Below are 12,661 nucleotides of genomic sequence, written 5' to 3' on the forward strand. Positions count from 1 at the left end.
TCAACACCGCCCCGGACCGACCGGGGCACATGGCGCTCGAAAAGGACGTGGACTGTCCCGCGTGCGGCGAGACCCGCTCGTTCTACCGGACCGCGGCGATGACCCTCCACCTCGGCGAGAAGACGAAGTGGCGCTGCCCCGACTGCGGCTACGGCTACGTCGAGATCGACGGGATCGACACCCTCCCGGCCTGATCCGGTCGTCCCTCCCGTTTCGCTCGGCTTCGACCCCGCCGCAACACTCAGTAGCCCGGCGGCTGAGCCGGATCGCATGAACCGGACACGGCGACGGTCCGCGGAGGCGATCTCGCGTGGTCGGTGAAGCGCGCGATCCCGAGGGCGACGTGGGGCCGCTGGACGGGCTCACGGTGCTGGACCTCTCTCGGGTGCTCGTCGGGCCGTTCTGTACGATGCAGCTGGGCGACCTCGGCGCGGCGGTGATCAAGGTCGAACGGCCCGGTCCGGGCGACCAGACCCGGACGTGGGTCCCGCCGGCGTTCAGCAGGGGTGACGGCGGCGAGGGCGGCGGGAGCGACGACGAGGGCGCGGAGAGCGACGACGGCGCGGAGAGCGCCTACTACGTGAGCGTCAACCGCAACAAGCGCTCGATCCAGCTGGACCTGACGACCGAGGCGGGCCGCGCGGTCGCCCGCGACCTCGCCCGCGAGGCCGACGTGCTCGTCGAGAACTTCCGGGTCGGCAAGACGGAGGAGTGGGGCCTCGGCTACGGCGACCTCGCGGACGAGAACCCGAGGCTCGTTTACTGCGCCATCTCCGGCTACGGCGAGTGGGGACCCGACCGCGACGAGCCGGCCTACGACATCACGATGCAGGCCCGGGGCGGGTTCATGTCGTTCACGGGGGTCGAAGGCGGCCCGCCGGTCCGGATCGGCGTCGCGCTCGCCGACATCGGCGCCGGGATGTACGCGACGCAGGCGATCCTCGCGGCGCTGCTCGAACGCGAGCTCGGCGACGGCCGCGGCCAGAAGGTCGACGTGAGCCTGCTCGACGGCCAGGCCGCCTGGACCAGCTACATGGCGACGAACTACTTCGCCAGCGGCGAGCCGCCGGGGCGGATGGGGAGCAAGCACCCGAACATCGTCCCCTACCGCGCGTTCGAGACGGCGGACGACTACGTCGTCGTCGCCTGCTCGTCCGACCGGTTCTGGCCCCCGCTGTGCGAGGCGCTCGACCGTCCGGACCTGCTCGCGGACGAACGGTTCGAGGAGAACGAGGGGCGCGTCCGGAACCGGGAGGAGCTGGACCGCGAGCTCGAGGAGACCTTCGCCGCGATGACGACCGACGAGGCGGTCGAGCGGCTGGCGGACCATGACGTCCCCGCGAGCCGCGTCCGCGACGTGAGCGAGGTGTTCGCCGACCCCCAGATCGAGGCGCGCGGGATGCTCGAAACGGCCGAGCACCCGACCGCCGGCACGGTACGGTTCCCCGGCTCCCCGATGCACCTCTCGCGGACGCCGACGACGGTCCGCCGTCACCCGCCCGCGCTCGGCGAACACACGGAGTCGGTCCTCCGCGAGTACGGCTACGGCGACGACGACATCGACGAACTCCGTGAACGCGGCGCGATCTCGGAGTAGAACCGGGCACGAAATAAAAGGAGATGCCCACAGGGAATCGAGCGCGGGGCGGCGCGAGGTGACCTTACAGGATCCCCGCCTGCTCGGCGCGCGCGACGATGCCGCGGGCCATCTTGTCTGTCGCCTCGTCGACCATCTCGCCGTCGACCGAGACGGCGCCCTTGCCCTGCTCTTTCGCCTCCGCGTAGGCGTCGACGATCCGACGGGCCTTCTCGGCCTCCTCGGGCGAGGGCGCGAACGTCTCGTTGGCGGGCTCGATCTGGCTCGGGTGGATCGCCCACTTGCCGTCACAGCCCAGCTGGCTCGCCCACCGACAGGAGTCGCGGAACCCCGCCGCGTCCTCGATCTCGGCGTACGGCCCGTCGATCACCTGTAGCCCCTGCGCCTTCGCCGCGTGCGCGATGCGCGCGAGCTGGTAGTGCCAGTAGTGGCCGGGGTAGCCGCCGCCGGAGCCGATGGTGAGCCCCGCGGCGCCGACGTTCGCGGTGTAGTCGCCGGGACCGAACACGAGCGACTCCAGGCGGTCGCTCGCGCGGGCGATGTCGGTGACCTTCGTCATCGCCTCGGGCGACTCGATCTGCGCCTGGAGGCCGATGCCTCCGATCGGGAGGTCGTTGTTCGCCTCGACCTGCGTCAGGAGGTTGTCGACGGTCGCGACCGTCTCCGGATTGTTCGCCATCGGCACCATGATCGTGTCGAGGTGCTCGCCGGCGCGCCCGACGACCTCGATCACGTCGTCGTAGAACCACCGGGTGTCGACGCCGTTCATCCGGTAGCACGGCCGGGTGTCGGACCAGTCGTACTCGATCAGCCCCTCGATGACGTTCTCGCGGGCGTCGACCTTCGCCGCGGGCGCGACGGAGTCCTCCAGGTCGAGGAACGCCTCGTCGGCCCCGGAGTCGGGCGCCCGTTCGATCATCTCCGGGTCGGATCCCGGCGTCGCGAGCTGGCTCCGTCGGAGCGTGACGTCGTCCGGTCCGCCCATCAGTCGTCGCCCTCCGAGGCCGTGATCGGGTCGTTCTCCTCCTCGGTGAAGCCGGCCGACTCCTCCTGCCGCTTGCGCGCCTCGGGGTCGAACTCGGCCTCGACCTCCTGGTAGCGCGGGACGAAGGAGAGCTCGTGGTGGCTCTCGGTCTCGTGGCCGATGTACCGCTCCTCGAGGTCGAACTGCGCCTGTTCGTCGTTCTCGGCGATGTTCGAGAGGTCCTCGTAGACGGCGTGCGCGCCCGAGTGGAGCCCGTACAGCGTGATGAAGATGTACTGGTAGCCCAGGTCGCCCAGCTCCTCGAAGGTGAGCGGGTCCTCCTGGGCGCCCCACTCGAACGAGGAGGAGTAGTTGAAGGCTAAGTCGAGGTCGGGGTGCGTCTCGTGGATCGTCTCGGCGTACTCGACCGCGTCCTCGCGAGACGGGTCGGGCATCTCCGGCCAGACGAGGTCGACCCCGGCGTCGGCGTAGATCCGGCCGCGTTCGAGGTGCTCCTCCCAGTCGCCGTTGGCGGAGCCGTACGCGTCGGTGCGGGCGATGATCACCGTGTCCTCGCTCTGCTTGGCGTCGACCGCGGCCTCGAAGCGCGACCGCGCCTGCTCGCGGGAGACGATCTGCTTGCCCGCGATGTGGCCGCAGCGCTTCGGCGAGGTCTGGTCCTCGATGTGGACGGCGGCGACGCCGGCCTTCTCGTACTCGCGGACCGCGCGGCGGACGTTGTGGACGCCGCCGTAGCCGGTGTCGCAGTCCGCGATGACGGGGAGGTTCGTCGCCTCGACCATGCGCTTCGCGTTCTCGACCATCTCGCTCATCGTCACCATCTCCAGGTCGGGGAAGCCGAACTGGCCGAGGACGGTCGAGTAGCCGCTCATGTAGGCCGCGTCGAGGCCGGCCATCTCCGCGAGGCGGGCGTCGAGCGCGTGGTAGATCCCCGGCGCGAACGTGTACTCCTGCTCGTCGAACAGCTCGCGGAGCCGCCGGCCGGCCGGGTTGTCGATGTCTCTGTCGAAGACGTCGTCGTCGAGTTCGTTGGGATTCATCGGGTTACTGCGTGGCGGCGTCGTCTGCGGTCTGGTTGGGCGCGGTCCGGTTCGGCGCAGTCTGTTCCGGCGCGGTCCGGTTCGACGCGGTGGTGCGCCTCGTCGGCGCGAACGCCGTGGCGTCCGGTCGCGGGCCGTCGCCGGCCGGCGCCAGCGGGACGGCGCGGCGGAACGAACTCATCGCGACCCCCCGTCCGTCCGCGTCCGCGAGGCGGGACGCATGTCGGGGACGAGCGGCGCGTCGCGCTCGCCGTCCGTCGGCGGGCGCGTTCGGGAGCGGGTCTCGGTCCGCGGTGACGAGCCGGGCGACCGCGTCCCCGCGGCTCGGCGGGTGGCGATCGGCGGAACCAGCGGCGCGCCCGCCTCCTCGGTGGGCGGGATGCGGCCGGGAATCCGTTCGGGAGAAGTCGTCGTGTCCGACTCCGTGCGCCGGTCGGTCGTGCTGTCGGTGCGTCGGGTCGTGTCTTCGCTCGTGTCGTCAGGTGTCGTCATCGGGTCGTGTGGGCGGTTGCGGCGGTCGTCTGGTGATCGAGTCCGTGCGTCGGGTCGCTGTGTGTCCGTGTACGGATACTGCCATTGCGACTGGGACGATTCGGCGGGTAGTAATAAACATAATGATTGATAATGATAATATTCGTTATGTTGTTTTACCCGTTTAAATGTTCCATGACAACACGCGACACGGAACGGACGAATCGGAGGACGCGACCCGGGCGCAACTCCGAGGTGACCCCGCTAACTCCGAGGCGACCCGGCCTCGCCCGCCCGGACCGATCGCTTATTGGCCTCGCCGCGCGGAGCGTGGGGTAGTGAACGAACGCGACGCGCTCCGGGCCATCGCGGCCGACCTCCCGCACGCGGGCGACGACGCCGCCGTCGTCGACGGGACGGTCATCACGACGGACATGCTCCACGAGCGGACCGACTTCCCGCCCGGGACGACGCGGTACACCGCCGGCTGGCGCGCGGTCGGCGCCTCGCTGTCGGACGTGGCCGCCATGGGTGCGACGGCGCGCGCGGCGGTCGCCGTCTACGCCGACGATGCGTTCGACCCGGACGAGCTCGACGCGTTCGTCGCGGGCGCGGTCGACGTCTGCGAGGCGGTCGGCGCCGAGTACGTCGGCGGCGACCTCGACGAACACGTGGAGTTCACGACCGCGACCACCGCCGTCGGGGACGTGACTGAGGCCGGGAGCGTCACCCGCGACGGGGCGCGGCCGGGCGACGCGCTCTGCGTCACCGGCGAGTGGGGTCGGTCAGCCGCGGCGCTCCGCTTCTTCGAAGAGGAGACGGAGGAGTCGGTCGAGCGCGCGAACGACCTGTTCCGGTTCACGCCCCGCGTGGCCGACGGGGTCGCGCTGGCCCCGAGCGCGACCGCGATGATGGACTCCTCCGACGGGCTGGCGCGGTCGTGTCACCAACTGGCCGAGGCGAGCGCGGTCGGGATCGAGCTGGAGCGGGACGCGGTTCCGGCCCATCCCGCAGTCGAGGAGGTCGCGGAGGGGTCGGCAGAGCGGTTCGAGCTCGCGGCGCACTTCGGTGAGGACTTCGAGTTGTTGTGTGCGGTGCCGGAAGATGACGTGGAGGCGGTCGCGGAGGCGTGTCCGGCCGGGCTTACGCGGATCGGGACGGTAACCGAAGCGCCCGAGGAGGAGTCGTCGCGCGTCGTCGCCGACGGCGACCCGCTCCCCGACCGCGGCTTCACGCACGGCGACGAGTAAGCGATCGACGACGGCAACGCGATGGACACGAACACCGCCGAAGCCCCGGCCGGGAGGCGGGCGCACGCTCGCTGCGGTCCTCAGTCACTCGCTCCGCTCGTTCCTTGCGGTCCTTGCGTCGCCTGCGCCCGCCTCCCGGCCGCCCCTTCGAGTCCCGCCCCGCCCCGCACAGCCACGCACCTCACGCCTCCCCAGCCTCGTCAGTCGCCGTCGCTTCGCTCCGGCGACTGACTCCCTCGCGGGCTGGCTCGCGGCCGCCGGGGGCGGCCGCTCGCAGGCGCGCCGTGGCGAAAATCCGTCTCGCGGCTGTCTATCGCAGGAACTCGATCGCGGCGCCCTGGCCGAAGCCGACGCAGAGCGTCGCGAGGCCGCGCTCGGCGTCGCGCTTCTGCATCTCGTGGAGGAGCGTGACGGGGAGGCGCGCGCCGGAGGCGCCGAGCGGGTGACCGAGCGCGATGGCGCCGCCGTTGACGTTGTAGATCTCCTCGTCGACGCCGAGCTCGCGCCGCGCGTACTCGCACTGGGAGGCGAACGCCTCGTTCAGCTCGACGAGGTCGTAGTCGTCGATCTCGGTGCCGGCGCGGTCGAGGAGGCCGCGGGTGGCGGGCACCGGGCCGATCCCCATCACCGTGGGGTCGACGCCGGCGACCGCGTTCGTGCCGACCTCCGCGAGCACGTCGAGCCCGTGTTCGTCGGCGAACGCCTTGCTCGTCACGACCGTCAGCGACGCGCCGTCGGAGATCTGCGAGGAGTTCCCGGCAGTGACAGTGCCGTCGCCGGTGAACGCGGGCGAGAGGCCGGCGAGCTTCTCGGCGGTCGTGTCCGGGCGGATCCCCTCGTCTTCCTCGACCAGGCCGTCGTCGGTCTCGACGGGGACGATCTCGTCGTCGAACCGGCCCGACTCGGTCGCCTCGGCCGCGCGCCGGTGGCTCCGGGCGGCGTACTCGTCTTGCGCCTCGCGGCTCACGTCGTACTCCTCGGCCACCTTCTCGGCGGTCATCCCCATCTGCAGCTGGAAGACGTTGTACGTCTCCGAGAGCTCGGGGTGGAGGTGCTGGTAGGAGTCGCCGTCCATCGGGACGCGGCTCATGTTCTCGACGCCGCCCGCGATGATACAGTCGCGGTTCCCCGCGGCGATCGCGTCCGACGCCGAGATGACCGCCTGCATCGAGGAGGCGCACCAGCGGTTGATCGTGGTGGCGGGCACCGACTCGCCCAGCTCCGACAGGAGGGCGATAACGCGCGCGACGTTGTTGTCCTGCTCGGTGCGCTGCTGGGCGACGCCCCACATCAGGTCGTCGACGTGGTCGCTCGTCAGCCCCGTCTCGTCGAGCGCGTGGTCGATGAGCGTCGTCGAGAGGTCCTCGCTGCGAACGTCCGCGTAGACGCCGCCGTCTTTCCCCTGCGGCGTTCGGTAGGCGGCCGCGATCACCGGCGTGGTCTCGTCTGTCATGAACGATCACAGACGGGACCGCGTATTAAAACGCCGTGGAACGGGCGGGAATCTATCCCGAGTTTATCGTTTATTCGGCTGCGGTCGCGGGCGCCGCCGGGTCACTCCGTGAGCAAGCTCTCGCCCGTCATCTCCGCGGGCCGGTCGCGCTCCATCAGGTCGAGCAGGGTCGGAGCGATGTCGCACAGCGAGCCCCCCTCGCGGACCGCGTGCCCGCCGTCGTCGCCGTCGGGCGTCAGGTAGACGAACGGCACCGGGTTGTACGTGTGAGCGGTGTGGGGGTCGTCCGCGGTGCCCATGTCGTCGGCGTTGCCGTGGTCGGCGGTGACGACCGCGTGGGCGCCGGCGTCGGCGATCGCGTCGAGCAGCCGGTCGAGCTGTCCGTCGACGGCCTCGACGGCCTCGACCGCGGCGTCGAAGTCGCCGGTGTGGCCCACCATGTCGGGGTTCGCGTAGTTCAACACGAGCAGGTCGGGGTCGTCCGAGGCGATCGTCTCGACGGCCTCGTCGGTCACCTCGGACGCGGACATCTCGGGCTGGAGGTCGTAGGTGGGGACGTCCGGGCTCTCGACGATGGTGCGGATCTCGCCGGGGAACTCGACCTCGCGGCCGCCGTTGAGGAAGTAGGTGACGTGGGGGTACTTCTCCGACTCCGCGATCCGGAGCTGGGTACCGTCTGCGTCCGCGACGACCTCGCCGATCGTGTTCGCGGGGATCTCCGGCGGGAACGCGACCGGGAACTCGAACGTCTCGTCGTACTCGGTCATCGTCGTCAGGCGGATCTCGGGCTGGTCGAGGTCGAAGCCCCACTCGGGCCGGGTGTCGGTGAGCATCCGGACCAGCTGCCGGGCGCGGTCCGCGCGGAAGTTGAAGAATATCACCGCGTCCCCGTCGTCGAGGGCGGGCTCGCCGGCGACGAGCGTCGGTTCGACGAACTCGTCGGTCTCGCCGCGGGCGTGCGCCTCGCGGGCGGCCGCGACCGCGCTCTCGGCCTCGTGGGGGGCCTCGCGTTCGACGATCGCGTCGTACGCCTTCCGCGTGCGCTCCCAGTTCTCGTCGCGGTCCATCGCGTGGTACCGCCCGGTAACGGTCGCGACGTGGCCCGTCCCGCGCTCGTCGGCCTTCGCGGTCACGTCGGCGAGGAACTCGTCGGCGATCTCGGGGGCCGTGTCCCGCCCGTCGGTGAACGCGTGGCTCGTCGCGGGCACGCCAGCGTCGGCCGCGGCGTCGATCAGCGCGAGCAGGTGTTCCACGTCCGAGTGGACGCCGCCGTCGGAGACGAGGCCGGTGAAGTGGACCCGGCCGCCGGTCGATCTCGCGTGGTCGAGCGCGTCTGCGATAGCGTCGTTGTCCGAGAGCGACCCCTCCGCGAGCGCGTCCGTGATCCGCGTGTACGCCTGCTTCACCACCCGTCCCGCGCCGATGTTGAGGTGGCCGACCTCGGAGTTGCCCATCTGTCCCTCGGGGAGCCCCACGCGCCGCCCGTGGACGACGAGGCGCCCGTCGGCGCCGCGCTCCGTCGCCGCGTCGAACGTCGGCGTGTCGGCCGCCTTCACGGCGTCCCGCCGGTCGTGGTCGCCGAGCCCCCAGCCGTCGAGGATCACGAGTGCCGTCTCCATACCCCAGCGTGCCGCCCGGGGGGTAACTACCCTTCGGTGGGTGCCGTCTCGCCGCTCTCCCGGCGGCCCCACTCGCTCGGCCGACCGTCGTCGCCGGAAGCCAACCTTTTATCCGCTGAACGCTAACCACACGTTAATGGACTCCGCGGTACTGCTCGATCTCCTCGGCAACGAGAACCGGCGACGCATCCTCCGGCTTCTCGCTACCAAGCCGTGCTACGTCACGGAGATCTCGGAGTACCTCGACGTGAGCCCGAAGGCGGTGATCGACCACCTGCGGAAGCTGGAGGAGGCCGGTCTCGTCGAGTCGACGACGGACGACCAGCGGCGGAAGTACTTCCGGATCGCGCGCAGCCTCCGGCTGGAGGTCAGCGTCTCGCCGTACGGCTTCGGGGCGAAGAGCGCCTACCCGGCGAAGAACAGCCTCGACATGTCCGGACGGTGTCCCCACCTCTCGATCGAGGCACCGGACGGATCGGGCGCGACCGGCGGCCTCGCGGAACTCGCGGAGGAGTTCACGCGCCTCCAGGACCTCGACCGCGAGCTCTCGCTCGCCCAGCGGTGGGTTCAGGGTCGCGTCGAGGACACCCTCGCCGAGATCGACGATCGACTCGGCGGGCAGGCAGACAGCCGCTTTTTCGCGGCCGTCATCGCCGCGGTGGTCGAGACCGACGGCACGCCCGCCGCGGTCGCCGACGAGGTCGGCGCACGGGAGTCGACGGTCGAGGGCGCGCTCCGTCGGCTCTCCGACGTGGGCGTCGTCGCCCGCGACGCCGACGGGTATCAGGTCCGCTAACGGCCCGTCACGCTGCCCGGGCCGTCACGCTCCCCGGACTGTCACGCTCCCCGGGCGTCCGTCGCACTGCGCGCCCGGCGCCGAGCCGATCCAGCGACCGCGGCCGTTTCCGGAAGCTTTTGGCTCGGCGCCGGACGAGGGCGGACGTGAGCCGTCTCAGAAACCTCTCGCTGTTTCTCGTCCTCGCCGCCGCGTGGGGCTCCGCGTTCGTCGCGATCAAGGCGGGGCTGGCGTACTTCCCGCCGGTGCTGTTCGCGGCGTTCCGGTACGACGTGGCCGGTCTGGTAATGCTCGCGTACGCGGCGTACGCCGTCGACGACCCGATCCCCCGCGGGCGCGACCAGTGGCTGGAGGTCGCTTCCGGGGCCGTGTTCATCATCGCCGCCTACCACTCGTTCCTGTTCATCGGTGAGACCGACCCCGCGGTGACCAGCGCGGTCGCGGCCGTCATCGTCAGCCTCTCGCCGCTTTTGACCACCGTCTTCGCGCGGGCCTTCCTCCCCGCGGAGCGCCTGACCGCCGTCGGCGCGCTCGGTCTCGGTATCGGACTCGTCGGCGCGGTCGTCCTCGCGAACCCGGACCCCGCGAACCTCGCCGGCGGCGGCACCGTCTCGAAGCTCCTCGTGTTGCTCGCGGCGGCGTCGTTCGCGCTCGGGTCCGTGCTCTCTCGGGCCTCCGAGGCCGATATCGCCATCGAGACGATGGAGGCGTGGGCGATGCTGCTCGGCGCCGGACTCACGCACCTGATCTCGCTCGCGCTCGGCGAGTCGGTCGCCGACGCGGCCTGGAACGCCGAGTCGCTGCTCGCCTTGGGCTACCTCTCGATCGTCGCGAGCGGGATCGGGTTCCTCATCTACTTCGACCTGCTCGACCGGCTCGGCCCGATAGAGATCAACCTCGTCTCCTACGTCGCGCCGGTGTTCGCGGCCGTCGTCGGCTGGCTCGTCCTCGATGAGGGGATCACCCCCACGACGGTCGCCGGCTTCCTGATCATCTGCGTCGGCTTCGCCCTGGTGAAACGCGACGCGATCCGGGAAGAACTGCGAGCGGCCGAGCTGGTGCGGTGAGCGTCGCGGCTGCGACCGATCGCCGCCCGCCGGCGTCCCGCCGCAACCGTCTTGTCGGCGGCCCGACGACTCCCACGACGTGAGCGCCGACCAGATCGATCCGCAGGCGAAGCGCGCAGCCGCCCGCCAGTCGCGGATCCCGCTGCCGCACGGCCGCTACAAGCTGAAACTGCTCCGGCTCCTGACCGGTCCCCTGTCGCGGCTTCAGAACCGGAATCCGCCGAGCATCGGGGCGATCGAGTCGGTGACGGTTCCGGGGCCCGCGGGCGAGTTGGACGCGCGCCTGTACCTCCCGGACGGCGACCCGCCCTATCCGACCGTCGTCTTCTTCCACGGCGGCGGGTTCGTCCTCGGGAGCGTCGAGACGCACGACTGGCTCTGCCGGCACCTGACGCGGGAGAGCGGCTGCGCGGTGCTCTCCGTCGAGTACCGCCTCGCGCCGGAGCACCCGTTCCCGGCCGCGGTCGAGGACGCGTACGCCGCCGTCGAGTGGGCGGCGGCGTCGACGGAGCGGCTCCGCGGCACCGGGGAGGTCGCGGTCGCGGGCGACTCCGCCGGGGGCACCCTCGCCGCCGTGGCGGCGCTCATGGCCGCCGAGCGCGACGGCCCCGAAATCACCCACCAGGCGCTTCTCTACCCGGGAATCGGCGTCGACCCCGAGCAGGAGTCGGTGCGCGAACACGCCGGGATCGTCCTCTCGCGCGAGGACATCGAGTGGTTCTCCGACTGCTACTACCGGAACGATATCCACCGCCGGAACCCGTACGCCGACCCGATCAACGCCGGCGACCTCTCCGGCGTCGCGCCCGCGACGGTCGTCACCGCCGGCTTCGATCCGCTCAGGGACGGCGGGACGGCATACGCGGAGCGGCTGGTCGCGGACGGCGTCGCGACGCGCTACGAGAACTACCCCGCGATGGTCCACGGGTTCATGACGATGCGAGAGGTCGACCGCGCCCGCGACGCGATCGCGGACGTGGGCGCCGACCTCGCCGACGCGCTCGACGGCTGAACGCGCCGGTCGGACCGTGGAAACGGATCCCAGACCGCCGGTAGAGTTTATCCGTCCGCCGCCGTCGGCACCGGTGTGTTCCCCGAGACGATCGAGACCGACCGGCTCCGGCTGGAGGCGCGGGGACCCGAGAACGTCGACCTCGACACGTGCTACCGGATCTGCTCGTCGGACCCCGGGATCGAGGCGGTGACCGAGTACGTCACGTGGGACCCCCACGAGACGAAGCAGGAGACGCTGGAGTTCCTCGAACGCGGCCGCGAGCGCTTCGAGGACGGCGAGGCGGCGAGCTACGTGATCCGGCCCCGCGGGGGGGAAGACGACGCGGGAGAGATCGCCGGTTTCGGCGGCTTCGAGGTCGACTGGGAGCGGCGCACGGCGGTCCTCGGCACGTGGCTCCGGAAGCGGTTCTGGGGGCGCGGCTACTCCGGCGAGCGCGCCGCCGCGCTCGTCGAGGTCGCGTTCGACGACCTCGACTTAGACGTCGTCGCGGTGAGCCACCACCCCGACAACGAGCAGTCGCGGCGCGCGATCGAGAAGTACGTCGACCGGTTCGGCGGCCGGCGCGAGGGGCGGCTCCGGAATCAGTTGACCTTCGCCGACGGGAGCGTCCACGACGAGGTCCGGTACACGATCTCGCAGGACGAGTGGCGAGCGGCGACCGCGTGATCGGCGCGCGATTTTCGCCGTCTGCGGAGGTTTCACCGGCCGTTTCAGTTGAATTACCGGCGTGACTGCGACCCAACAAACACTTACCGCGTCCGAAACGATCCCGGGCGCATGTCCTCGTCACCGACAGGTGGAACGACCGCGACGACGGGTTCGAATCGGAACATCGCGCGAGAGGCGCTCGGCGGCGCGGTCGCCGGCGCCGCCGCCTACCTCCTCGGCTACCTGTCCGTCTACGTCACGCAGAGCGGCCGGATCGAGGAGGGGCTGTCCGGGCTCAACTTCCTCGCCGAGCTGTTCGGCGGCGACCCCATCTCGGCGTGGCAGGTGTCCGGCTGGATGTTCTACAACGCTCACTTCGTCGAGACCGTGTTCCCCGCGCTGTTCGGGGGCACGTCCTCGCGGAACATCCTCATGGAGGCCGAGGGCGCGGGGTTCCTGCTCGTAGTCCCGCCGCTCCTGCTGCTCGTCGCCGGCCTCGTCGCGGGGCGGGTCGCCGGCGCGGACGCCCCGCTCGACGGCGTCCGCTCGGGCGCGCTCGTCGCCGCCGGCTACCTCCCGCTCGCGCTCGTCGGCGCGTTCCTGTTCCGGTACGCGGTCGGCGACGGGAGCGTGGCCCCCGACGTCGTCACCGCCGTCCTCCTCGCCGGCGCCGTCTACCCGGCCGCCTTCGGCGCGATAGGCGGTGCGGGCTCGTCGCTG

14 protein-coding genes are annotated in these 12,661 nt (G+C 71.1%); 8 read left to right on the top strand and 6 right to left on the bottom strand.

The features are described 5' to 3' along the window. The first annotated feature begins 29 nt into the window (after nucleotides 1–29). Nucleotides 30–194 carry a hypothetical protein gene (locus EXE45_RS20295; RefSeq protein WP_007345976.1) on the top strand — a complete coding sequence of 55 codons (165 nt, stop codon included), beginning with the start codon at nucleotides 30–32 and terminating at the stop codon, nucleotides 192–194. Nucleotides 195–310: 116 nt separating this feature from the next. Continuing rightward, complete coding sequence (locus EXE45_RS03630; protein WP_137693566.1) at nucleotides 311–1,597, top strand: CaiB/BaiF CoA-transferase family protein; 1,287 nt, start codon at nucleotides 311–313, stop codon at nucleotides 1,595–1,597. Nucleotides 1,598–1,661: 64 nt separating this feature from the next. Here EXE45_RS03630 and EXE45_RS03635 read toward each other — a convergent pair whose 3' ends face one another. From EXE45_RS03635 to EXE45_RS03645, 4 genes are read right to left on the bottom strand one after another with little or no spacing between them, the layout of a single operon-like run. Beyond that, nucleotides 1,662–2,582, bottom strand: a complete 921-nt coding sequence (locus EXE45_RS03635; RefSeq protein WP_137693567.1) for a CoA ester lyase — start codon at nucleotides 2,580–2,582, stop codon at nucleotides 1,662–1,664. Further along, nucleotides 2,582–3,622 carry an isocitrate lyase gene (aceA, locus tag EXE45_RS03640; RefSeq protein ID WP_092923922.1) on the bottom strand — a complete coding sequence of 347 codons (1,041 nt, stop codon included), beginning with the start codon at nucleotides 3,620–3,622 and terminating at the stop codon, nucleotides 2,582–2,584. The genes EXE45_RS03635 and aceA overlap by 1 nt, the downstream gene beginning before the upstream one ends. Nucleotides 3,623–3,626: 4 nt before the next feature. Next, nucleotides 3,627–3,803, bottom strand: coding sequence for a hypothetical protein (locus EXE45_RS19575; protein ID WP_158293698.1), 177 nt, complete (start codon nucleotides 3,801–3,803; stop codon nucleotides 3,627–3,629). Further along, the gene (locus EXE45_RS03645) at nucleotides 3,800–4,114 is read right to left on the bottom strand and encodes a hypothetical protein (RefSeq protein WP_137693568.1); all 315 of its coding nucleotides are present in this window, start codon (nucleotides 4,112–4,114) and stop codon (nucleotides 3,800–3,802) included. Before EXE45_RS03645 ends, EXE45_RS19575 begins: the two co-directional genes overlap by 4 nt. A 317-nt stretch (nucleotides 4,115–4,431) precedes the next feature. Here EXE45_RS03645 and thiL point away from each other — a divergent pair, with 317 nt between their 5' ends. Then, on the top strand, nucleotides 4,432–5,343 hold the full coding sequence (thiL, locus tag EXE45_RS03650) for a thiamine-phosphate kinase (RefSeq protein ID WP_137693569.1): 912 nt from the start codon (nucleotides 4,432–4,434) through the stop codon (nucleotides 5,341–5,343). Between the two features lie 310 nt (nucleotides 5,344–5,653). On the opposite strand, the gene EXE45_RS03655 is transcribed toward thiL, so the two are convergent. Then, nucleotides 5,654–6,796: a thiolase family protein gene (locus EXE45_RS03655; RefSeq protein WP_137693570.1), complete on the bottom strand. Its 1,143-nt coding sequence runs from the start codon at nucleotides 6,794–6,796 to the stop codon at nucleotides 5,654–5,656. A gap of 101 nt (nucleotides 6,797–6,897) precedes the next feature. After that, nucleotides 6,898–8,415, bottom strand: a complete 1,518-nt coding sequence (gene gpmI, locus EXE45_RS03660; protein WP_137693571.1) for a 2,3-bisphosphoglycerate-independent phosphoglycerate mutase — start codon at nucleotides 8,413–8,415, stop codon at nucleotides 6,898–6,900. 136 nt (nucleotides 8,416–8,551) lie between these two features. Between gpmI and EXE45_RS03665 the strand changes: the two genes are divergently transcribed. The 5 genes from EXE45_RS03665 to EXE45_RS03685 form a co-directional block, all read left to right on the top strand. Next, nucleotides 8,552–9,211, top strand: coding sequence for an ArsR family transcriptional regulator (locus EXE45_RS03665; protein WP_092923906.1), 660 nt, complete (start codon nucleotides 8,552–8,554; stop codon nucleotides 9,209–9,211). Between the two features lie 146 nt (nucleotides 9,212–9,357). Next, nucleotides 9,358–10,278: a DMT family transporter gene (locus EXE45_RS03670; RefSeq protein ID WP_092923903.1), complete on the top strand. Its 921-nt coding sequence runs from the start codon at nucleotides 9,358–9,360 to the stop codon at nucleotides 10,276–10,278. A 79-nt stretch (nucleotides 10,279–10,357) separates the two neighbouring features. Continuing rightward, nucleotides 10,358–11,290, top strand: a complete 933-nt coding sequence (locus tag EXE45_RS03675) for an alpha/beta hydrolase (protein ID WP_137693572.1) — start codon at nucleotides 10,358–10,360, stop codon at nucleotides 11,288–11,290. Between the two features lie 75 nt (nucleotides 11,291–11,365). After that, on the top strand, nucleotides 11,366–11,959 hold the full coding sequence (locus tag EXE45_RS03680) for a GNAT family N-acetyltransferase (RefSeq protein ID WP_137693573.1): 594 nt from the start codon (nucleotides 11,366–11,368) through the stop codon (nucleotides 11,957–11,959). A 111-nt stretch (nucleotides 11,960–12,070) separates the two neighbouring features. Continuing rightward, nucleotides 12,071–12,661, top strand: a 591-nt coding sequence (locus EXE45_RS03685; protein WP_137693574.1) for a transporter, incomplete at its 3' end; no start/stop codon positions are given.

This window comes from Halorubrum sp. SP9 (genome assembly GCF_005435015.1).
GTDB classification, from domain to species: domain Archaea; phylum Halobacteriota; class Halobacteria; order Halobacteriales; family Haloferacaceae; genus Halorubrum; species Halorubrum sodomense.

What these genes read in the sequence shown, in the direction of transcription:
- EXE45_RS03665 (WP_092923906.1), top strand. Translation starts at nt 8,552, where the DNA reads ATGGACTCCGCGGTACTGCTCGATCTCCTCGGCAACGAGAACCGGCGA.
- EXE45_RS19575 (WP_158293698.1), bottom strand. Translation starts at nt 3,803, where the DNA reads ATGAGTTCGTTCCGCCGCGCCGTCCCGCTGGCGCCGGCCGGCGACGGC.
- EXE45_RS03645 (WP_137693568.1), bottom strand. Translation starts at nt 4,114, where the DNA reads ATGACGACACCTGACGACACGAGCGAAGACACGACCCGACGCACCGAC.
- EXE45_RS20295 (WP_007345976.1), top strand. Translation starts at nt 30, where the DNA reads ATGGCGCTCGAAAAGGACGTGGACTGTCCCGCGTGCGGCGAGACCCGC.
- aceA (WP_092923922.1), bottom strand. Translation starts at nt 3,622, where the DNA reads ATGAATCCCAACGAACTCGACGACGACGTCTTCGACAGAGACATCGAC.
- gpmI (WP_137693571.1), bottom strand. Translation starts at nt 8,415, where the DNA reads ATGGAGACGGCACTCGTGATCCTCGACGGCTGGGGGCTCGGCGACCAC.
- EXE45_RS03655 (WP_137693570.1), bottom strand. Translation starts at nt 6,796, where the DNA reads ATGACAGACGAGACCACGCCGGTGATCGCGGCCGCCTACCGAACGCCG.
- EXE45_RS03635 (WP_137693567.1), bottom strand. Translation starts at nt 2,582, where the DNA reads ATGGGCGGACCGGACGACGTCACGCTCCGACGGAGCCAGCTCGCGACG.